Source organism: Micromonospora coerulea, assembly GCF_016598485.1.
Lineage (GTDB): Bacteria > Actinomycetota > Actinomycetes > Mycobacteriales > Micromonosporaceae > Micromonospora > Micromonospora coerulea.
In genome coordinates, this window is record NZ_JAEMUW010000026.1 from 1 (window position 1) to 18,936 (window position 18,936).

Consider the following 18,936-nt stretch of genomic DNA (forward strand, 5'->3'; position numbering starts at 1 on the left):
CTGCCGCAAGCCAAGTCCTGCCTGGCGCTCGCGTCCGTCGTTGTCCACCGACGTCCGGCTGCGTCCGGGCCGATCGTCACTCGGTTAGTCACCCAGCGGTGCTGTATTCAAGATCCAGGCCGGTGACCTCGTTGCCCTGAGGGTCGTAGATGACCAGGCCATGCCGCTCGGCCAATTGACACACAGCCTGCACGGCCTTAGTGCCCCGAGGCGAGTGGCTGATGCTCATGCTCACGTGATCTATGCCGACGGCGAGGGGTGCCGACATCCAGGGCGACTCCCGGTCGTAGGGCGGATGATCCGGGAAGCTCTCTTGCAGCTCCTCGTAGAAGCCAATGATCCGCGGATCAGGCTCGCCGTCCCGGTGCACCAGGCTGGCGCAGTGCACGATCATCCTTCGCATGTCGTCCAGAGAGGTGGCAGGTTCAACCGCGAGGACCACTAGGTCGAAGCTCACGGCGACATCGTCCTCTACCAGGTCGGTTCCGTCGATCCCCTGCGCCTCACCGTCAGTTCGGAAGGTGTGTTGATCGGCACCGATGACCCTTCCGGCAGCGCGGTCAACCAGGGGCAGCTGTAGACCTTCGCCGTCGGGGAGTCCGGCCGATGTTCCGTTGTTGACCCCTGCTGACCGACCCAGCGGGCATGCATCGGGCACGTGGTCGTCTCGCCCAGGCAGGTCTGATGCCCCCCGAACGCGGCTTGACAACCACATAGGCAAACTCCCGGCTCAGCGGTTGTCGCCGCTGCCACCCAGCACGCCACGGCCCTGGCGGCTGGCCAGCTTGGCCAGGTTGGCCGTCGCGATGTCGTTCAGCGAGAGGTCGAGGTAGTCGGCGAGCACCGCCATATACCAGAGCACATCACCGAGTTCCTTGGCGATGTCGGCCCGGTCGATCCGCGACTCCTCGCTGTCGAGGTCTCGGACCCACTTCTTGAACTTCTCGGCGATCTCACCCGACTCGCCGACCAGCCCGAGCACCAGGTGGAGCAGCTCGTTCCTCTTGTCACGTGGAGCGGCAGTACGGAGGGCGCCGCGCTGATACTCGTCCAGGTCCATGGCGGACCAGTATGGTCGTACCCCTCCCCACCGACCAGCCGCGTCTTACTACGACCGCAAGAGGGCGGCCGGCAAGAAGCACAACGCCGCGGTCATCTGCCTGGCCCGACGCCGCGTCGACGTCCTCCACGCCATGCCCCGCAAACCACACATCTACCCTTCCTTCCTGGGGCTCCGGCAACCTCATACGGATCGTTCGGCAACTCTCGGCCTGTGATGGCCTCTGGTCTTCGCGGGCTCTGGACTGTCGACACCGGCTGAGAGAATGTCCGCCTGGCCCTGGTCATCTCCCGGGCTGGTCACGGTCACCTCATGACCCGGGGGTAACGCGCGGGGCGGGGCGTGGGGTTCGGGCCTGCTCACTTTTCGCCCCGGCGCTGTGGCGCCGGGGCGGCGGCTCCGGCGGAGCCGTTTGCCGCGCCGCGGTCCGCGCCGCGCGGAGCGCCTTGATCTCAGTACAGGCCAATTCGGCAACAGATCACAGGATGCGCTCCGTGGCGACCAAGCGGGCACGACCACAACACCACCCCGGCCTTCGCCGTCCAGTAGTGCCTCGGTGACCGCGAGGACCCACCCGAGGCGTGACGGTGGCTGCCTTGTCCGCTCGGTTCGTGGTCGCCTGCCGCCCTTCTCCTTCATCGGCTTGCGGTTCCCTCCCGGCCTGTCCGCTCGGGCTTCCACCTCCCCCTTTCACACCACCTGCCATCGCCGAGTTAGAACGCTTGTACGATGACGACGTGGGCTGGGAGCTGGTGACGCGCTGGTGGAACAGCAGCTGGGGACGGCTGACCCGGCGTGACGTGTGGCTCGCCCGCGAAGTCCGGTGGCAAGTTGTCGCCAGAGCAGGCGACTCCGAGACAGGCAAGGTGCTCCGCTGAGAGTTCGACACTGAAGACGAAGCACGGCAGATGGTGAAGCGCCTCGTGCAAGCTGACGGCGGCCAGTGGCGCGAGATGGACACCGACACGAGGCCAGATTGAGTCTTCGCCATCTTCGAACATGCAGGTCGGAGGCTTTGGCGTGGCGCTCGCTCGGGATACTCATGCTGATCTCGGGCGGGCGTCCGCGAGGGTCGCAGCCAGGTCTCCGTAGTATGTAGTGTGCGGAAGTGACAAGAAGCGAGCGACTCGCGGACCAGCTGGACCGGCACTGGCACAAGAACCTGCGGCCGCGGCTGCACGGTCTTTCCGATGAGGAGTACTTCTGGGAGCCGGTGCGCGGCTGCTGGAGCATCCGCCCACGTGGCACGTCGGCCGCACCGATGTCGGCAGGTTCGGGGGAATGGACGATGGACTCCGCGTCCCCTGGCCCGGTGCCCGCGCCGGTGACCACGATTGCCTGGCGGCTGGCGCACATCATCGTCTCCTGCCTGGGCTATCGGGTCGGATGGCACTTCGGCGGCCAGGACGTCGACTCGCAGACATTCGCCTACGCGGGGACCGCTGACGAGGCGCTAAAACAGCTCGATGAGATGTATGGGAGATGGAACGCGGGGGTCCGCGAGCTCTCGGACGCTGACCTGGAGAATCCGCCCACGGTGGGTCCCGAGCGGTTTCCCATGGAGGGCATCGTCCTGCACGTCAACAGGGAGCTGATCCATCACGGCGCCGAGATTTCCCTGCTGCGCGACCTCTACCGCTGGCAGGACGGAGCCGTACCGCGCCGAATATGACTTTCCGATAACCGGCGATCGAGCTTCGGAAACCTACGTGGACTCGGTGTCCCCGGCATGCTTATTGGTTTTCGTCACCCAATTCCAACAGCCACCGGGGACACCTTGGTTACGCCCTGCCGTCCGTGCGGGCCGGTCACGGGCGGACGGTGATCTTCCCGTCGGGCCGTTGTGCAGCCAGCCGCGGTCGGCCAGCTACACCTCAGACTGCCGCCCACCACCAGCACGAGCACCCCGAACGACCCTCACGCCACCACCCTGATCAGCTACTTCAAGATGGCGCAGCTTCACTGATCGTCGCTGCATCGCCAGTGCCCCCGCGCCTCCCCCTCCCCCACTCCGACGCCCGAGGGTGCGGAACGATAAGGGCATGCTGCGGATGCCTCGCGCGCTCCTGCTGAACTTCGGTGGCGTCCTGGCCGATGCCCCGCGACAACCCCCCGCTCCCCCGGACCTCGTCCGTCGGCTGTCCCAACTGACCGGCGACTCGGTGCCGGCCGAGCGAATCGCTGCCGACCTGACCGAGGGCGCGCGCGCCTATGCGCGCTGGCGCGATGACGTCGGCCAGACCCGTGATCCGGTCGAGCTGACACACGCCCAGGTATGGGCGGACTTCGTCACCCCCACCTGGCCACAACCCGCCCGCGACGCCATCGAGCGCGAGGCAACCCCGCTGGCGTACGCCTGGACCTGGCGCTCGGAGTGGGGGGTCCGCCCCGGCATCCCCGAGGCGCTGCACGCCGCCGCCGACGCAGGCCTGCCGATGGCCGTGGTCAGCAACACCCTCTGCGGCGCCGCCCACCGGGACTTCCTCGCCGCCGCCGGCCTGTCGCACCTGTTCGCCGCCGAGTTCTACAGCGACGAAGCCGGACCCCGCAAACCCAACCCCCGCCTCGCCCAGCTGGCCGCCGACGCCATCGGCGTACCGATCGCAGAGTGCTGGTTCGTCGGAGACAGCCCGCACCGCGACATCGCCTGCGCCCGCCGTGCGGGCGCCGGCGCCGCGATCCTCATGCGCTCACCCCGCACGGACCGGGAACCACCCCACCCGGACCTGCGACCGGACGCCCGCATCGAGGACGGCCACGGGCTACTCGCCCTACTTCATCAGAGCAGGGGCACGGCTGAGGGCTCATCGGCCAGGACGTGACGATGGATTCGCTCGGCTGCGGCACGCGGAGACACGTCAGCGGTGTTCAGACTGAGATCGGCATCGGGTAGCGGCTCGGTGTCATCCCAGGCGCGCATCGGTGTCGCCAGTTCGGCGGGCGATGATCCGCCGCGCCGCCACCTCTCGCGGACACCACAGGTAGGCCACACACCAGCGGGCACCCGGAACAGCCGCGGCGACCGCAGCGACGGCGGGACGCTGGCCCGGGTGCACGACGGGCACGCCGGTCGACAACCGCTGCGTCAGGGACGGCCGGTCCACGACATAGCGGGCGCCGTACCGCTGTTTCTCCCAAACGACATCACCGTTGTGACGTAGCTGGGCAAGAGTGGCTTCATCGGCCATGCGGTAGCCGTTAGTGGGTCCCGCGCTGACCTTGAGACGCGGGTACAGGGCGTACCGGGCATCGAGCCTGTGCAAGGCGGTTGTGATCGTGTCCTTGCCCGACGCTGGCGGGCCGTACAGGATCACGCCCCGCATCACAAACCCTCGTCCGCGAGGATGCCCTTCACCAGCGCGGTGTGCCCGTCAACGACGTCCAGGCCGTGATGGGCCACGAGAAGCCGTCGACCACGTTGAACCTCTACACCCACCGATCGGACGGGCGTGATCAACGCATCCGCGACGCGTTCGCTGACGATCCGCTGACTTCCAACGACAACTAACGATGCAGTCAGCAAAAGGCACCCTCGCCGGAGGGTGCCTTTTGTGTGCTATATCGATGGTGGGCGCTACTGGGATCGAACCAGTGACCTCTTCGGTGTGAAATCTCGGCGAGCGGGTCGGATCGGGCTCGATACGAGGTCAAACGGCCTGCTGAGGCGCTTCTCGGCTCCGTTCGGCTGGTGCGGTTGCTGTACTTCGCTGCTGTACTGCTGGCGTCGACCGCTCGGCCTGCCTGGTCCAGCCGAGGAAGCGGCGGTGCAGCATGCCGGCCGGCGTCCAGGGCATGTCCTCGGTGGCCTGGACCAGGTAGGAGCCGAGGTAGAGGGCGAGCGACACGGGAGCATCGGCATACTCCGCTCGCAGCTCCCGCTTCCGCGTCGGGCACGGCCAAGGCAGGTCGCAGCCTCCGCAGCTCCAGACCGGCACGACCGGCCCGTGGGTGGTCATCGCACACCATCCAGGAAGCGAGCGGTGATCGTCCGGGCCTGCCGGCTGGTCGCCCAATCGATCTGCCAGCACGGGTACGGCGTCAGCCGCGACCACCATGCGCGGCAGCCGGCGCACATGCCATCGAGCCCTCGGACGTGCACCGCGAGGATCATCTGCGCCTGTTCCTCCTTCACTGCTCCCCCTCCCCCGGCCAGTGGCCACGACTAATCGGAATCCGATGCCGGGCGCGGCACGGCAGGTCGGCTCCGCACCGGCACACCTGTCGCCACTGCCGCCAGCACCAGATCGGTCGATGCCGTCTCGCCAGGGTCATCGCGACGGCGAGCAGGTACTCCTCGTACAAGACACGCCGCACCGGATCTCCCCTTCCTGGTGGCGGCACGGCGGTCGGGCCTTTGTTGGTCATCCGACCGCCGCACCTGCAAGCCCACCGTACATACGTAGGACTGTAGATACAATAAACTGTAGAGCTGTTGGACACGTAGCGTCACGTTCGTGATCGACCCCAACGCGGATCGCGCAGTGTTCCGGCAGCTCGCCGACCTACTGCGCGACCGGATCACGTCCGGCGACCTCGCGCCCGGCGCGTCGCTGCCGAGCGAGCTGCGACTGGCTCAGGAGTATGGACTCAGCCGGACCAGCGTCCGGCAGGCCATCTCCCTGCTCCGGTCGGAAGGGCTCGTGATCGTCCAACCCCCGCGCGGCACCTTCGTCCGCAACCTGGAGCCGACCGAGACGGTGACCCTGCGCAAGGGCGACACCGCCTCCGCTCGGATGCCAACCCCCGCCGAGCGCAAGGAGCTGGACATCGGCGAAGGCGTCCCCGTCCTGGTCGTCTTCCGCGCCGACGGCTCCCGCGAGCTGTACCCAGCCGATCAGATCCGCGTCGGCCGCTGACCTGCGCATTGCGAGTCAGTCCCGGGGCGCTGGTCAGCCATTTGGTCGTCCTGCTCGACGTGGTGTCCGCGTCCGCGCTCGTTCACTACTGCTCGCCGGTTTGGCTGCTCCCTTGGCTGCTCGATGGATGTAACGTCCCATGAACCAGCCAGCCCCTATAGAAGGCCATCTAGGTTCGTGAAGGAAAGGTGGGTCACCCGGTGCCTACGGTCATCCTGGTGAGAGGATTTGACTTCCTGGGCTCAGGCCGGAAGTTCAAGTTCTACCTTGACGGTTCCCTCGCGGCTAAGGTGGGACGATTCGATCGGATTCGGGTCGAGGTGCCGCCGGGAACACACGAGATTCAGGCCCGCCTGGACTGGCTCAGAAGCTCACCGCTTGAGCTTCAGCTCCAGTCCGGGGACGTCGTAACGGTTGAGGCCACGGCAGGGGCGAGAGCGGCCGGCTTCACCGCATTTTTCCTCAAGCCGCGGAGTGCCATCGACCTCCTCGTCACAGAGAGGCAATAGACAGCGGACCAAGGTGACGTCTCGCTTACAAGCTCTGTGCGGATCGTCCGGCGTCGTCTGTCCGCGTTCGCGACCTCGGACGACTGTCCGCACGCTTCCGCCGACGGGCCGCCTCGTCCAGGCCGGTTGCTGTCGCCGTTGCTGTCGACGGCTGGCTAGTCACCCGATCCAAGCTGTTGTTCCAACTCCATGATCCGTTGGTGCGCCCTGAAAGCGCTCGCCCGCTGCTGCTTGTCGCTGGCGGTGATCAAGACGAGAAGAGCGTCGAGCCCTTGGTCTTCTACGTGGCACCGGGGATGGAGGAGGCCCGGTGCGCTTGTACGGAGGTCCTCCACGAACGGCTGCCACATGTAGCTCCATGCGCTGTCCCGCCGGAATCGGAGCACCGCCGGCCCATGTGGATCGACGTCGCTGGAGCAGAGTGGGCATGTCAGCACAGATCGATCATCGCCTGCTGTGCTGCCTCGCACCAGAGCAAGTGACGACCCCGTCGGACCGTCGAGATGAGCGAGGTGGTCGCCGAGGTGCAGGTCAACGCCGTGAACTGCCCCGATTCGTGCATTTCCGCTGGACAGTAAGAGCCCCGGCTTCCCGGCCTCCCACGCTGTCATCGGCATGGCTGCTGACCTGCCGAAATGCCTTCCGTCGGCTTCCGGCATCTTCCGCCGTTACTCGCGCTCGGTTGTGCCGGATCTGTGCCGGGCCCAGGTTGTCGTATCCGGCTCTTAGAGTCGCTCCATGAACAACAGTCAAGCCCTGGTCGTCGGCCAGCCGTGTCCGGAAGCCGAGTGCGGCATCCAGGTTGAGAACGTCAGCCGCGAGGACTTTACGAGAAAGGGTCCGCACGGCCCGGCCTCCGACATCGACGGCTACAAGCTGACGGCGAGCCCCTGCGGCCATACCCGCGAGTACATCTACACCTGACGGAGGAAGCCAGGCGCCCTCTCCGCGCGCCCCGCAGAATCCGGCGTACAGGTCGACTCGTCCGTCGCCCACCAGGTCAGCCGCCCTTATCTGGTGGCTGACCTGCCGTTTCTTCGGGTGCTGCTGGTCGTCCTCGGTCATCGTTGGTCGGCGCTTGACGGCCCGGATACGGCCCAGAGAACCGTCAGTTTAGAAGGCACGTTGAGCTTTGATAGATCGCTCCTCGCCGTCGGTGACAGGGAGGCTGGCCCGCTGCTCAGGGCTGGTGGTGCCGCTGTATTCCACTCCTTGGTGCCCCTGGTGACGGGTCAGGCGGGCACGTAACGGGCACGGCCTGGATCTCTACATTCCTCCGAAGGTCTGGCAGACTCCGCGATATGCGAACTTGGGCCATCGCGGTTACGGCCGTCGGGGCCACCCTTGTGGCGATACCAGTGACGACCGCGCTCGCCATGGGGTACTACCCCCGCCCGGACTGCTTCGACCGTGCCACCTTCGACCAGGTGGTGACGAAGCTACCGCCGCCCCCGACCCTAGACGCGTTCGATTCGGTCGATGCACCTGACAAGATCGGCTCGTGTGACATTGGGTCGTCATACGGGGTGAAGGGCGGCTACATCTTCTACGCTGTCGACAGCCCTGGCCTCGACGATTCTGGATGGGGTTACTTCCCAAGCGGGCCGGACAGTGACCTTGGAAACGGTGAATGGGAGTGGCCACAGTTCGAACAGATCGAGGGTCCCTGGTACCACTGGACGGCAAGCTGGTAGGCGGCATTTCCGAGCTGCCGTAACGGTCCGCCATCGTCCGTAGCGTCAGCTCGAACTCAACCACGAACGACTGAAGGTCTTCCTGCCATCCCGATGCTCCTAGGGATGGCAAGCCGGCGACTCCTTGACCCCCAGGCAACGATTCCGCTTCGTTAAGCTGGCGTTGCCGAGCCTCTGACCTGCGCGAACGGTGCGCCGACGTCCGTGGTTGTCCGGTCGTATTCGCACCCGTAGTCACTCAGTTAGACACTCACCTTGACGCCGCTAGCCTGGCTGCATCGCAATGCTCTGGGAGGTCAACCGAGTCGAAGGCAGCGACTCGCCGTCGACATCTGCCTTGTTGGCCGGGATTGACTGCTCGCAAATCCAGAAAGAAACATGCGGGCCGATACTAGGATGACGCCGCAAATGATTCGTAGCGTTCGATGAGCTGCCTCTGCTTGCGATCGAGTCTTCGAGAGAAATGCGTAAGGAATATGAGGTAGCGACGAACGTCATCTCGCGTCGGCCGCCGGTCCATGTCGCCGTGAGCGATGTCATTGCGGCATTTCACGATGTCCTTCAGTCGAGTACGAATGTCGTCTGACTGCTCGATCTCAAGCTCATCGTCCCAGACGTCGATCTCACCGTTACAGACCTGCTCCGTCAGCCCGAACATCTGAAATAGCTTGTCGATGCATTCACTGTCTGCGTTATGAATGGTTCGGGAAATTACGCTGGTGCGCAATGTGCCTTTGGATGGCTTGGCGGAATCGTTCCAGAGGCTTGATATGCTGCCTAGTTTTGCGAGAAGCGCAAACCGTTGCGTAATGTCATTACAAGCCACGACCTCGGCGAGACGAGGCATTACATGCACCTCTCGAACACCCCGCGGGATACTCCTCGTTTCAATGGTTCCGTCGCTTAGCGCATCAAGGAGTTCTTCTCCGACAGCTTTCAGGAATCCTTCAAAGTGGCTAACGAGGAGTACAACGGCAGCGCGGCGAACGCTCGCCCCAACGCTGGCGACCGAGTCAGATGGATCCAAGTCCTCTTGGTGAGACGGATCGAGTTCGAGAAGGCGCTTCACCTCGTCGACGCCTGCACCAAAGCGATCGATGCTCGCCACAGCCGTCAGCCTTTGATCTCAGGCAGGCTAACAGCAATTCCTCTCTCTGTCAGTCCTTTGGCGAATCTTTGAATCCGATACTTCATGCGCGAGCGGTCGGCAGTGGCTGAGCCAATGCTCGCAAGAAACTCCTCCTCGTCGAGGACCTCCTCTCTCAGTTCTTGCACCTGTAACGCAGAAGCCACCAACTGCGATTTGTCACAGAAAGCCGCCGACACCATGATTGCATCGAAGAAAGCCTTGTTAACGTTCCGGTGCACCTTCCCGTCGCGGGCTTTAGCTCTAAAAGCACCCCCTCCTAATGCTTGGAACACGGCATGGCAGGTTTCATCAAATAGGGTAACCGTGGAGGCATCGGGGGCGGATGATCGGTTTTCCCGCATAAACGCGTTTAAGAATTGCCGAAGCGGCGGCTTATATGAGGCTACCCCGTTAGTCAGCGCAAGGAATCTCAGTACGAGTTCTTCGTGATCCATTCTCGGATTCCCATGAGTTCCCATCAGGCCTAGGAAATCAGGGTTGTGGGCCATCGACTTCAGGGAATCATTAAAGGCGCCTCGGTAGATGCAGTTACGCAACTCTTGAGCGGTTAAGCTCGCGGCACCGGTATTAAGTCGTTCGAAGACATCAAACTTGATGTCTGGATGACTGTCGTCAGTAATAACGATACAGCGGATTGTGCGGTTCTCCAGGCGTCGCTGATCGCGCGGGGCAAGATCCGCGAACGCCCTACCCTCCAATTCCCTAAGAACAGAAATACCCGTTAGCGGAAACTCGCCTTCTAGATAGCGCTTAATCGTCGTAAGTCGCTGAAGCCCATCGATAACTTCGTAATTGCCCTTTTCGTCTTCCGCGAAGTAACAGACGGGGATCGGGACGTTCAGCAAGAGCGATTCAATGAGTCGACTGGCTTTCGCTTGATCCCATACGTACTTGCGCTGGTATTCGATGGACAATTGCAGACGACCACGTTCGATGTCATCGTTGATACCTTTAACGCCCAGATCATATGGCTGGGTTACAAGTTTCCGCTCCTCCGAGCTTAGATCGAGTGGCTCCGCCTGCTCTCTAGCCGAATCAAGATCGTCTTCAAACTCAGCCTCGACGCTTTCTCCGTCGAACTGAGAAGCTTCGTTGTCCACCCACACTCCCCGAGAACAGTCTTTACTCCGGCTCAGCCACCCTACCGGAGCGCGCGGCGAGTTGACGTAGTAACAGTAGCCGATATGTCCAAGATGGACGCTATGCTCATCTGTCCCGAGGCGCTGCCTCTTGCGGCTGCACCCGACGACCCTCGCTTGTAAATTCTGGGCGCTTCGTCCGGTGGGGTCCGGCGGCATCCGCCACCTCGGGCGACCGTCCGCGCACGGCGGCCGGCAGCTTTCCCCGTCCCGGCCCGTTGCTCACCGTTGCTGTCGACAGCAACCCGTTGAAACAGCAAGCTATGCAGAGAGCATGACCAAGCGCGAAGCAGCACGACAGCTACGCAGCCCGGACTGCCATCGAGGTCGGAACCGTTGGCGTTGGTCTCGCCGTCGTTGGCCCGGCGGGCGCGCTAGGCGCCGCCCTCATCAAGCCGGCCCTTGAGCTTGTCGCCGTTCGCGACCGCCGGGGACTCCGCAACGTCGAACTGCTTGTAGAAGCCATCACAGAGTCCACCGGCCTATCCGCAGAGGAATTCGAGGCTTGGGCCAAGAGCAAGGATGTACCACCAGAAGGTCATGGCACTCCGCTGCCGTGCTGACCGAGAACCTCCAGGACGACGCACGTCTAGATCTGGGGATCCTCATCATCAACGCTCTCGCCGATCTCGAAGCTGCTCACGTCCGAGTCCTCGACGCCATCGCCGGCGGCTCGCTTCCTCGTCGCCCAGACAGAGCAGAGCGACTCCCCGGGGTCGCACTTCAGTCTCAGCTTGAAGAGCAGTTCCCCAACCTGGCCGCAGGAATCGTGCCGCTGATGCCTGCCCTCGTGCGGCACGGCCTGGCGGAAGACCGACTCGCCCACGCCGACGATAATGCTGCATGGGCAGTGACACTCTTCGGCCGCGGCTGCCTGCGGTACCTCCAGGACAGCACGTCGGAGAGTTGAAGCGGAACTACAGGCCACGATCGGCCCGCCAGTAGAATCAATGCTCGACGGCTGCTCAGACCGCTCTGGCGGTTGCCACGGCTGCTTGCTGGTTGACGATGTTTGACGGTGTCTTGTGCCCCCTGCGTGCCCCAAGCGACTCGGCGCGCAGCTCAGGTCGCCACCCAAGTAGGAGCCCCCGAGCCTCGGGCGTCTGGGCTCACCTCACCGGGCGGGGAGTGATGGCGTGCGGCGGTGGCAGATCTCGGACGGGCTCACCGATGGAGTAGACCTCTAGGCACGACAGAAATCCGCCGTCAACAAGTAGGACGACACCGGCGTAGGTGTCGCCGTCGCTGATGTCCGCTGAAACGGGTGCCGGTGAGATGACCGGAGCAGGGGTCGCCGACGATTGGTCAACGGACAGGTTGATCGTCGCGCAACCGCAGCCGCATCCACCTTCGACGGCGGCATGCCTCAGTTGGGCCAGCAGCTCGGTACTACCGGGAAACGTCGAACCCAGCAGACGTTCAATCACCGCTCGTTCAGGCTCGGTGAGCGGCCGTCGGGTCTGACTCGGGAGAGCTCCGTCTGTCGGCACTAGCCCATGATCCCGCACGGCTCCTGCGCATTGCGACATCAGCTCGACCCCTTGACCCCCAGGCAACGATTCCGCTTCGTTGAGCTGGCGTTGCTGAGCCTCTGATCTGCGTGATCGGTGCGCCGACGTCCGTCGTTGTGCGGCCGTGTTCGCACCCGTAGTCACTCAGTTAGACACTCACCTGACTGCCAGCCTGGCTGCCATCGCGAGAGTCGCGACCCCTCGTTTGTAAGTTCTGGGCAATTCGTCCGGCCGCGTCCAGCCGCGTCGCCCACCTCAAACGACCGTCCGGCCAAGTGTGCTGCTGGCTGGTGGCGCCCCGGCTCTTTGCCACCGTTGCTGTCGGCAGCCTCCCCCGCCCGGTTCGTCGCGGCAGCGGCGGTCAACCGTCTGCCCGGCGTGGCGAACTGATCTACGACTCAGTCGATGGCACGATCATCGCGCTCGCCGACACCCCGTCGCACGATCGGCTGAACCGTTGGACATCTGGGCACCAGTCCAGGGCGCTACGGCCGTCGCCGCCGCTGCCATCGCGGCCATCGCCGCTTGGCAAGCGAGGACGACCGCCGTCCGAATGACCGCCATCGAGAGCGAGCGCCGCAAGAGCGAGCTCTCCCCTCGGCTACGTGTGACTTGCGAGCCCTTCAACCCAGGTTCCGAAGGCATCCGTCTGCGGGTGGCGTTGATTGGCCCGCCGGGGCTCGACCGCCTCGATCGGTTGACCGTAGCCGTCAGGAATGACCACCACCGCCGAGGCGAAAGTGGGTTCCAGCAGTACATGGACGGACCGACCCGCGAAGAGGTCAAGCAGCACGTCTGGGGGCCTTACCGCTTCACGCCTCACACTGGGCCGGACGATGCGCAGGCCGATGGCATGGGGCGTCAAGTCGTGTATGACAAGAGTCTTCCGGTCGGTGAAGAGCTGCCGTACCAGCTGGAGCACACCCACCCCGGGCACTGGATGAGGAGTTACACGCAGGAGTCCTGGCTGCGCGAACGGGGTCCGGTTATCCGTCTGGCATTCACTGCTGAGCACCAGGATCATGGGAGTTGGTACCTACCCTGTGAGATCGACACGGGAACCATGCCAGTGACAGTCCAGGTGCCGCAGCAATGACTCTCGTCGCCACCCTGCCACCCGCAGCGGCGATGCCATAGTCTCCGGCGTACAGGTCGACTCGTCCGTCGCCCACCAGGTCAGCCGCTAACACATCGCGGCTGGCCTGCTGTTTTTCGGGTGCTGCCGGTCGTCGTCGGTCATCCTTGGTCGGCGTTAGACGGCCCGCCGGCGGCCCAGACGGCCCGGAGACGGCCCACCAGACCCCTCGCTTGTAAGGCGGCTCTGGCATGAGCGGCAGCGCCCCCCCGACGGCTACCACGTCCTGGTCGGGCGCGCCGCGAGTCCTCATCTGTCCGCCGACGTCTGCAACGGTTGATGTCAGCGGTAGATGTCGGCTTGACGGTGCCTCTTATGCTGCTGAAACGCTGCAGGAAGGAAGTGGCAGGTGCCAAACAAGGGTGGCCCGACCAAGAGCACCGCTGAGCTTGTGCGCGAGCAGATCGTCGCGTATGAACGGCGGGGGCCATTCTGGGGCCGGCTGACCCAGTTCCTGACGGCACTCGCACTGCTTTCGGGGGTGGTCCTTTCGACCGGGCTGGCCAGCACCGTCACAAGTTTCTATTCCGGAACTGGGGTCATAAAGTCCTCCCCCAAGGAACAGTCCGCGGTAGCGATGGTGAAGAAGTGTCAGCGGGTGGGCCCGGTGAGCGTGTACGGGTTCGGTTACTGGTGGCGCTGCGGCGTGACGGTGCGGATGAGCGACGGTCGGACTGTTTCGACTACAGTGGGCCACTCGGTTGTCACGCCGGACGACCGCGGACGGCCGGTGGAGTTCCGTGAGGCTTGCTTTGGCAAGAACAACACCGAGTGCAACTACGGCCGGCCAACTTCCCTCTTCTGGGGACTCGCCGTAGCGGTGGTGGTCATGGTCAGTCGCTGCCTATCGCTTCTCTTGATAATTGGTGCCGGCTTCTATCTGGTACGCGCAGTGGTTGGAGTCCCCAGGTACTTCGCCTGGTTAAACCGGCGCAGGCGCCGTCGCTCCCCGGCTTCTGTCCCGCGATGAACTGCCTGCCCGATCATTGGGACTTGACCGGCTCATCGTTCACCGCGTGGGCTGCCGCGCGGCATTGTCGACCCCTCGTCAGGACCTGCGTGTCGCTCACCCGCCCATCCTGCCCGCACGACGTCCGCAGTGGGCTGTCCTGCTGTGAACTGTCACCGGCCTTGCATTTCGGCAAAGGGTGGGCATTCGAGCTCTGGCCTGTGCGAAGGCTTGACACCGGCGGTTGCTGGTGGTCACCGCTGGCCCGCCTTTGACGGCCTGGCCGCAGCCTGGACCTGGTCCTCGTCGACCCCTTGACCCCCAGGCAACAATCAGCCCGCGACGACCTGCCCTGATTCCCGCACTGCGCTGGTACGGGCATCCGTCGTTGTACGTGGACGTCCGTCCGTGGTCGCCCCGGTCGTCACTCAGCTTGTCACTCAGACGGCCCTACATCACTGAGCGAACCAACACGAGCGACCAGCCGACGATGACGCGCGAGTACACCATGAGGGTCGCGAGCATCAGCAGGCCGGCAACCGCCAACGCCACCATCACCGCGAAGACACTGCCGTTCGTCGCCACGTATCGCCAGCCTTGGCGAGACGACGGCTCGTCAGGGCTGGCATCATCCTCATCAAAGAAGATCACGGAGCAAGGCTCCGGGGTGTCCGTGATTAATGCCCCTTGCTCCAGCCATGGCTCGACTCACAACGGCGTTGGACCTGTCCGCATCGACGGTACGGTCGCCGCTCCCTTCGACCCCTCGTTTGTAAGTTCTGGGCGCTCCGTTCGGGCCGGTCCGCGCACGTCACTGACGTCGGGCGTTGATCCGCGCTTGGCCACTGGCGGCTGTCCTCGTCCGGGGTCGTTGCTGTCGGCGGCCACCTCTCGCCGCGACCCCGTCACGGGCGTCACCTGGTCACGCCCACTTTGGGCTCAGGTACCAGTGGACCCGGCGACGCCGGAGCGTTGTGCGGCGGTCCACAGGTGATGAGCTGGCCTGGGTCACACCCGGTCTGCGCCCGTCCGCAATACTCCACGCATGTCTCTTCTGGAGTTGCGCATCGCTCTCTACATCCTCGCAATGCTGATCACCAACGGTATAGCGATCGCGCTCCTTTTCCACGCAGGCGGCTGGGGTGTGGCGCTCCTGCCAGTGCTGGGTACATTCTTCGCGATTCAGTACGGACGTACCCTGCCTCGAAGAGGTGGGACGCCGTGAGATATCACGAAGGAAGCGGCTACCGCCGGCCCACCCTGCGGCAGTTGGGGATGCGTGACGGAATGGGGTGCGACTCGGTCCCGTTCGTCGCTGGCCGCCGGCGTTTCAAGCTGTCTTGTGCCCCATGTACGCCCCGACGACCCCTTGGCCCCAGGCAACCAGCACCGTCACGTGAGCTGCTGCCCTGTGGCCCTTGACCTGGAAACGCGGTCCGCCATCGTCCGTGCTCGTCCGCTCGCGTCCGCACCGATCGTCACTCAGTTAGTCACCAACTCAGCAGCCCCTGCGGACTTAGAGGTCCTAACAAAGTCGTACGACGTGTCGGTACGTGATGATGCAGGTGGCCAGGGCGAGGAAGGCTTCGTGGATGTCGTCGCGGCGTTCCCACCGGATGCGTAGCCGTTTCATGCCGTGGTACCAGGCGATCGTGCGCTCGATGACCCATCGGACCACTCCCAGACCGGAGCCGTGCGGTTGACCGCGGCGGGCGATGCGCGGGCGGATGCCCTTGGCCCGTACCGCCCGGCGGTACTTGTCGTGGTCGTAGGCGCGGTCGCCGAAGATCTGGTCGGGGCGCCGCCGCGGTCGGCCACGGCGGCTTCGTACCGGCGGGATCTTGTCGATCAGCGGGAGCAGTTCGGTGACGTCGTGGCGGTTGCCGCCGGTCAGCGATACGGCCAGGGGGATACCGGCGCCCTCGGTCAGGACGTGGTGCTTCGAGCCCGGGCGGGCGCGGTCGACCGGGCTCGGGCCGCTTTTGGGCCACGTCGAGCGGCCCGCACGTGCGAGGAGTCGATCACGGCGCGAGACCAGTCGAGCTTGCCGGGTGCCTGGAGTTCGGCCAGCAGCAGCTCGTGCAGCCGCTGCCACACCCCGGCCCGGTTCCACTCCTCCAACCGCCGCCAGCAGGTCATTCCGGACCCGAACCCCAGTTGTTGGGGCAGGAACTCCCACTGAATGCCGGTGTGCAGCACGAACAAGATCCCGCACAGCACCTGCCGGTCCGGGATCCGCTTGCGTCCCGGGTTCGTGGGTTGCGCTCAGGTTTGGGCAGCAGCGGCTCGATGCGCTGCCACAGCCCGTCCGGCACGATCCACGGCGGCTGCTCGCCACGCCTCACGGCACGACATCGTAGATCACCCGCTACAAGGGATGGAAACCCCAGAGATCATTTTGTTAGGACCTCTTAGAGGTAGATCCAAGACAATGACCTCATGGATGAGGCTCGACGGCGGTGGCACCAGCAGCACTCGGCGTCCTGGCTCCAACTCGCCGCCACCCTTCGACGTGAGGGCTGGGAAGCGCAGGTGACGTGTGAGGCAGCTCCAGTGCAGGTAGAAGGGACTCTGCCAAGCGGCGAGCGGTTCTATTTTCGCGCCCGGCATAGTGATGTGTCGTTGGGCATTGGTGGCGACGATCCGGCAGACATCCCCGAGTGGGAAGCCAGCGAGTCACATCAAGAGGCCAGCTACCTGCCCGCCACCGTCGGCGAGGCCATGATCAGACGACTTGCTCGCCGCTACCTCGGGGAGCGTTAGCCAACTGGGCAAGCACCCTCAGTCTGGAAGGTGCCTTGATCCCCAGGTAGATCCTCCTGGACCTGCTGGTGATGAGGCTCGTCGTCTGCGGACGAGGGGACGTGCCCCGGGTAGGGAGACCCACTGCTAACCCTTGTTGACCCGACTGTCGGGCACAGAGCGCGCACGAGTGGCGGCAGTGTCGTACCGTAGTGGCCCTCGCGAGACGAAACCTATTCGCCGGGTACCCGGTCGCGAAAGTGAAGGCCACCCATGTATGCCCCAGGCTTCCTGCCCGGTCGAAGTCTCGGCGACACCTCGTCATGATCCGGACGATGTTCGGTGCTGACCTCATGGGCCCTGACATCTATGGCCGCGAGATGCGACTCTGGCAGTCGCTGGGGCCGGCAAAGTATCGCCTGCGATCCGCCTGCCTTGCCGTCCTGCTGGCCCTGGCCAGCGTGGTGGCCTTCCTAGGTTCCATGACGCTCGCCAGCCTTTTCGGAGGTGTGCACTACGGGCACCCGGCGCGGGTGGTGGTGGACGATTGCCAGCAGGTTGGCCCGATTAGCCGGCGGGGCTTTGGTTACTGGTGGGAATGTGATGCGGTGGTGACCGCACCCGACGGCACGGTCCGGAAGGCCCGGATACATGCGTCGGACGTCGTGCCGGAAGACCGGGGTCGGTCGGTCGAACTGCGCGAGTCTTGCCATGTCAAGGGGGATGTCACCGATTGCTCGTACGGTAGACCAATCGGGTACCTGCTCAATGTCGGCTTACTGCTCATCGTCAAGCTGGGTTGGGTGGCGTTGGTCGTCGGCGGCTTCGGGGTCGTGATGTTCCTGACCAGGGCGTTCCTCGGCGCGCCCCGGTACCTGCGCTTTCGTGGTCGCCGACCTTCAACCGCAGATTGAGCCGCTGGCGAGCCGGTCGTCGGGTGATTAGATGCCTAGGGTGGCCGGAGTCAAGCGAGGCTTGACGCTGCGCGTTGCGACGAGGCCGTGGTGGGGATGCGGCGCGTGCTATCCGGGCAGGCCCCCGCCTGCCGGCAACGCCGGCCCGAGGGGTCGCAGAGGCTCCGGGGTCAAGGGCGGCCCGTAGGGCCGTCGCGCAGCGATGCGAAGCACCCTTGAGGTCGGAGGGGCGGCCCCGCATCCTCCGCGCCGCATCCCCACCACGGCCGGCGGTTACTCGCCCCTACGGCGCGGCGGTGCGACGGCCGCCGCGCCCGGCCGGCTGCCGGCCCACGAACCTCAACCACTCTCGTCGCTGCCGTCTGCGGCGGCCCCCGGGCTTCCCGCTGTCCGCGCCAGCCGACGGGCGTCTTGCGTGGCCGGCGTGGAGCGACAGCGGAGCGTCGGACGCGCGCCCAGGCGGCGGCGCGTGCGGCCCGTTGCGGGCCGCCTTGAAGACGTACAGAAAGTCCTCCCACGCAGGTCCTGAGACCCGACAAGGTCCTGAGACCCGACAAGGCCGGCGGGCGGCTGTCCTGCACCGCTCGATACGTCGCATGTGAGCGCGTAGAAAGCCGGTGGTTCGGCAACGGGCAATCGGGCTACGGTTCGCGGATGAGCATCCTGCCCGGCGCGACGAGGCAGTCGTTCGTGGGTCGCGATCTTCGGCATCGCACCCTGGATAAGCACTACTTCAAGTTTTGTGATTTCCGTGGCGCCGACCTCCGGGGTGCGTCGCTCCGGGGTGCCAGCTTTGCTGGCTGCGATCTGCGGGGTGCCGACCTGCGCGACGCGGATCTGTCCTACGCGCGTTTCAGCTACGTTAGGACTCACGATCCGGAGTACGGACGCACAGACGTTACCGGGGCCCGGTGGGACGGGGCCAACCTTCGAGGTGTCACCGCCGAGCGCGTAATTGGGTGGCCGGACGGCCTCTCAGACTCCGGCATTACTTCGGGTTGACGTGTCGGCACCCGGTGCTACTCTGGCGCTCGTCGAGCACGCCAGCGCGGCCTTCCTGCCGAATCGCTGAACTCGATCTCGAGGATGCCGAGCGGCCTTCCTGCCGCTGATGCGGGTCACCCCCCGCCGGTTCTCGATCGCACCGGCCGCTGTGCCGGTCCCCCGAATCCGTTGAGCGGCCCAGCACGGCCTTGCCTGCCGTCCACGATGGCCCGGATTCGCACATGTCCACGGGTGGGGCAGCCTGCGGCAGCCCGCCGGATGCCGACATCCCA

The 18,936-nt window shown here is 64.9% G+C and carries 22 protein-coding genes and 1 pseudogene; 13 read left to right on the forward strand and 10 right to left on the reverse strand.

The window, feature by feature from the left end:
* Positions 1-88: 88 nt before the first annotated feature.
* Complete coding sequence (locus tag I8N68_RS26375) at positions 89-457, reverse strand: hypothetical protein (RefSeq protein ID WP_307812985.1); 369 nt, start codon at positions 455-457, stop codon at positions 89-91.
* Between the two features lie 273 nt (positions 458-730).
* The gene (locus I8N68_RS26380; RefSeq protein WP_200215198.1) at positions 731-1,060 is read right to left on the reverse strand and encodes a nucleoside triphosphate pyrophosphohydrolase family protein; all 330 of its coding nucleotides are present in this window, start codon (positions 1,058-1,060) and stop codon (positions 731-733) included.
* A 1,108-nt stretch (positions 1,061-2,168) separates the two neighbouring features.
* On the opposite strand from I8N68_RS26380, the gene I8N68_RS26385 reads away from it, so the two are divergent.
* Together I8N68_RS26385 and I8N68_RS26390 are read left to right on the forward strand one after the other, a co-directional pair.
* Complete coding sequence (locus tag I8N68_RS26385; RefSeq protein ID WP_200215199.1) at positions 2,169-2,732, forward strand: DinB family protein; 564 nt, start codon at positions 2,169-2,171, stop codon at positions 2,730-2,732.
* A gap of 370 nt (positions 2,733-3,102) precedes the next feature.
* On the forward strand, positions 3,103-3,882 hold the full coding sequence (locus I8N68_RS26390) for an HAD family hydrolase (protein ID WP_200215200.1): 780 nt from the start codon (positions 3,103-3,105) through the stop codon (positions 3,880-3,882).
* An 81-nt stretch (positions 3,883-3,963) separates the two neighbouring features.
* Here I8N68_RS26390 and I8N68_RS26395 read toward each other — a convergent pair whose 3' ends face one another.
* Positions 3,964-4,374: a P-loop nucleotide/nucleoside kinase family protein gene (locus I8N68_RS26395; protein ID WP_234040636.1), complete on the reverse strand. Its 411-nt coding sequence runs from the start codon at positions 4,372-4,374 to the stop codon at positions 3,964-3,966.
* Between the two features lie 50 nt (positions 4,375-4,424).
* On the opposite strand from I8N68_RS26395, the gene I8N68_RS26400 reads away from it, so the two are divergent.
* Positions 4,425-4,568: a hypothetical protein gene (locus tag I8N68_RS26400; protein WP_200215201.1), complete on the forward strand. Its 144-nt coding sequence runs from the start codon at positions 4,425-4,427 to the stop codon at positions 4,566-4,568.
* Positions 4,569-4,707: 139 nt separating this feature from the next.
* Here I8N68_RS26400 and I8N68_RS26405 read toward each other — a convergent pair whose 3' ends face one another.
* Positions 4,708-5,016, reverse strand: a complete 309-nt coding sequence (locus I8N68_RS26405) for a hypothetical protein (protein WP_200215202.1) — start codon at positions 5,014-5,016, stop codon at positions 4,708-4,710.
* Complete coding sequence (locus I8N68_RS26410) at positions 5,013-5,192, reverse strand: hypothetical protein (protein ID WP_200215203.1); 180 nt, start codon at positions 5,190-5,192, stop codon at positions 5,013-5,015. Before I8N68_RS26410 ends, I8N68_RS26405 begins: the two co-directional genes overlap by 4 nt.
* A 322-nt stretch (positions 5,193-5,514) precedes the next feature.
* On the opposite strand from I8N68_RS26410, the gene I8N68_RS26415 reads away from it, so the two are divergent.
* From I8N68_RS26415 to I8N68_RS26430, 4 genes are all read left to right on the forward strand, one after another.
* The gene (locus I8N68_RS26415; RefSeq protein WP_200215204.1) at positions 5,515-5,916 is read left to right on the forward strand and encodes a GntR family transcriptional regulator; all 402 of its coding nucleotides are present in this window, start codon (positions 5,515-5,517) and stop codon (positions 5,914-5,916) included.
* 200 nt (positions 5,917-6,116) lie between these two features.
* Positions 6,117-6,425 carry a hypothetical protein gene (locus tag I8N68_RS26420; protein WP_200215205.1) on the forward strand — a complete coding sequence of 103 codons (309 nt, stop codon included), beginning with the start codon at positions 6,117-6,119 and terminating at the stop codon, positions 6,423-6,425.
* Between the two features lie 738 nt (positions 6,426-7,163).
* Positions 7,164-7,349, forward strand: coding sequence for a hypothetical protein (locus tag I8N68_RS26425; RefSeq protein ID WP_200215206.1), 186 nt, complete (start codon positions 7,164-7,166; stop codon positions 7,347-7,349).
* Positions 7,350-7,783: 434 nt separating this feature from the next.
* The gene (locus I8N68_RS26430) at positions 7,784-8,119 is read left to right on the forward strand and encodes a hypothetical protein (protein WP_200215207.1); all 336 of its coding nucleotides are present in this window, start codon (positions 7,784-7,786) and stop codon (positions 8,117-8,119) included.
* A gap of 391 nt (positions 8,120-8,510) precedes the next feature.
* Here I8N68_RS26430 and I8N68_RS26435 read toward each other — a convergent pair whose 3' ends face one another.
* Positions 8,511-9,227 (reverse strand): MAE_28990/MAE_18760 family HEPN-like nuclease, encoded by a 717-nt coding sequence (locus tag I8N68_RS26435; protein ID WP_200215208.1) that lies wholly within the window; start codon positions 9,225-9,227, stop codon positions 8,511-8,513.
* Between the two features lie 5 nt (positions 9,228-9,232).
* Positions 9,233-10,369, reverse strand: coding sequence for a DUF262 domain-containing protein (locus tag I8N68_RS26440; protein ID WP_200215209.1), 1,137 nt, complete (start codon positions 10,367-10,369; stop codon positions 9,233-9,235).
* A gap of 595 nt (positions 10,370-10,964) precedes the next feature.
* On the opposite strand from I8N68_RS26440, the gene I8N68_RS26445 reads away from it, so the two are divergent.
* Positions 10,965-11,318 (forward strand): hypothetical protein, encoded by a 354-nt coding sequence (locus I8N68_RS26445; protein ID WP_200215210.1) that lies wholly within the window; start codon positions 10,965-10,967, stop codon positions 11,316-11,318.
* A 199-nt stretch (positions 11,319-11,517) separates the two neighbouring features.
* Here the strand turns inward: I8N68_RS26445 and I8N68_RS26450 are convergent, their stop codons facing one another.
* The gene (locus tag I8N68_RS26450; protein ID WP_307812986.1) at positions 11,518-11,835 is read right to left on the reverse strand and encodes a hypothetical protein; all 318 of its coding nucleotides are present in this window, start codon (positions 11,833-11,835) and stop codon (positions 11,518-11,520) included.
* 637 nt (positions 11,836-12,472) lie between these two features.
* On the opposite strand from I8N68_RS26450, the gene I8N68_RS26455 reads away from it, so the two are divergent.
* Both I8N68_RS26455 and I8N68_RS26460 read left to right on the forward strand, forming a co-directional pair.
* Positions 12,473-13,015, forward strand: coding sequence for a hypothetical protein (locus I8N68_RS26455; protein WP_200215212.1), 543 nt, complete (start codon positions 12,473-12,475; stop codon positions 13,013-13,015).
* Positions 13,016-13,403: 388 nt separating this feature from the next.
* Complete coding sequence (locus I8N68_RS26460) at positions 13,404-14,024, forward strand: DUF6346 domain-containing protein (protein ID WP_200215213.1); 621 nt, start codon at positions 13,404-13,406, stop codon at positions 14,022-14,024.
* A 429-nt stretch (positions 14,025-14,453) separates the two neighbouring features.
* Here the strand turns inward: I8N68_RS26460 and I8N68_RS26465 are convergent, their stop codons facing one another.
* The gene (locus I8N68_RS26465) at positions 14,454-14,654 is read right to left on the reverse strand and encodes a hypothetical protein (protein ID WP_200215214.1); all 201 of its coding nucleotides are present in this window, start codon (positions 14,652-14,654) and stop codon (positions 14,454-14,456) included.
* A 394-nt stretch (positions 14,655-15,048) separates the two neighbouring features.
* Here I8N68_RS26465 and I8N68_RS26470 point away from each other — a divergent pair, with 394 nt between their 5' ends.
* Positions 15,049-15,228 carry a hypothetical protein gene (locus tag I8N68_RS26470; RefSeq protein ID WP_200215215.1) on the forward strand — a complete coding sequence of 60 codons (180 nt, stop codon included), beginning with the start codon at positions 15,049-15,051 and terminating at the stop codon, positions 15,226-15,228.
* A gap of 300 nt (positions 15,229-15,528) precedes the next feature.
* Here I8N68_RS26470 and I8N68_RS26475 read toward each other — a convergent pair.
* A pseudogene (locus I8N68_RS26475) lies at positions 15,529-16,321 on the reverse strand (IS5 family transposase).
* A gap of 759 nt (positions 16,322-17,080) precedes the next feature.
* On the opposite strand from I8N68_RS26475, the gene I8N68_RS26480 reads away from it, so the two are divergent.
* Together I8N68_RS26480 and I8N68_RS26485 are read left to right on the forward strand one after the other, a co-directional pair.
* Positions 17,081-17,659, forward strand: a complete 579-nt coding sequence (locus I8N68_RS26480; RefSeq protein ID WP_200215216.1) for a DUF6346 domain-containing protein — start codon at positions 17,081-17,083, stop codon at positions 17,657-17,659.
* A gap of 654 nt (positions 17,660-18,313) precedes the next feature.
* A complete protein-coding gene (locus I8N68_RS26485; protein WP_200215217.1) occupies positions 18,314-18,661 on the forward strand; it encodes a pentapeptide repeat-containing protein in 348 nt (115 codons plus the stop codon).
* Positions 18,662-18,936: the final 275 nt, after the last annotated feature.

Coding starts and splice junctions, on each gene's coding strand:
- I8N68_RS26485 (WP_200215217.1), top strand. CDS start 18,314: ATGAGCATCCTGCCCGGCGCGACGAGGCAGTCGTTCGTGGGTCGCGAT.
- I8N68_RS26390 (WP_200215200.1), top strand. CDS start 3,103: ATGCTGCGGATGCCTCGCGCGCTCCTGCTGAACTTCGGTGGCGTCCTG.
- I8N68_RS26455 (WP_200215212.1), top strand. CDS start 12,473: ATGACCGCCATCGAGAGCGAGCGCCGCAAGAGCGAGCTCTCCCCTCGG.
- I8N68_RS26380 (WP_200215198.1), bottom strand. CDS start 1,060: ATGGACCTGGACGAGTATCAGCGCGGCGCCCTCCGTACTGCCGCTCCA.
- I8N68_RS26425 (WP_200215206.1), top strand. CDS start 7,164: ATGAACAACAGTCAAGCCCTGGTCGTCGGCCAGCCGTGTCCGGAAGCC.
- I8N68_RS26405 (WP_200215202.1), bottom strand. CDS start 5,016: ATGACCACCCACGGGCCGGTCGTGCCGGTCTGGAGCTGCGGAGGCTGC.
- I8N68_RS26470 (WP_200215215.1), top strand. CDS start 15,049: ATGTCTCTTCTGGAGTTGCGCATCGCTCTCTACATCCTCGCAATGCTG.
- I8N68_RS26480 (WP_200215216.1), top strand. CDS start 17,081: ATGTTCGGTGCTGACCTCATGGGCCCTGACATCTATGGCCGCGAGATG.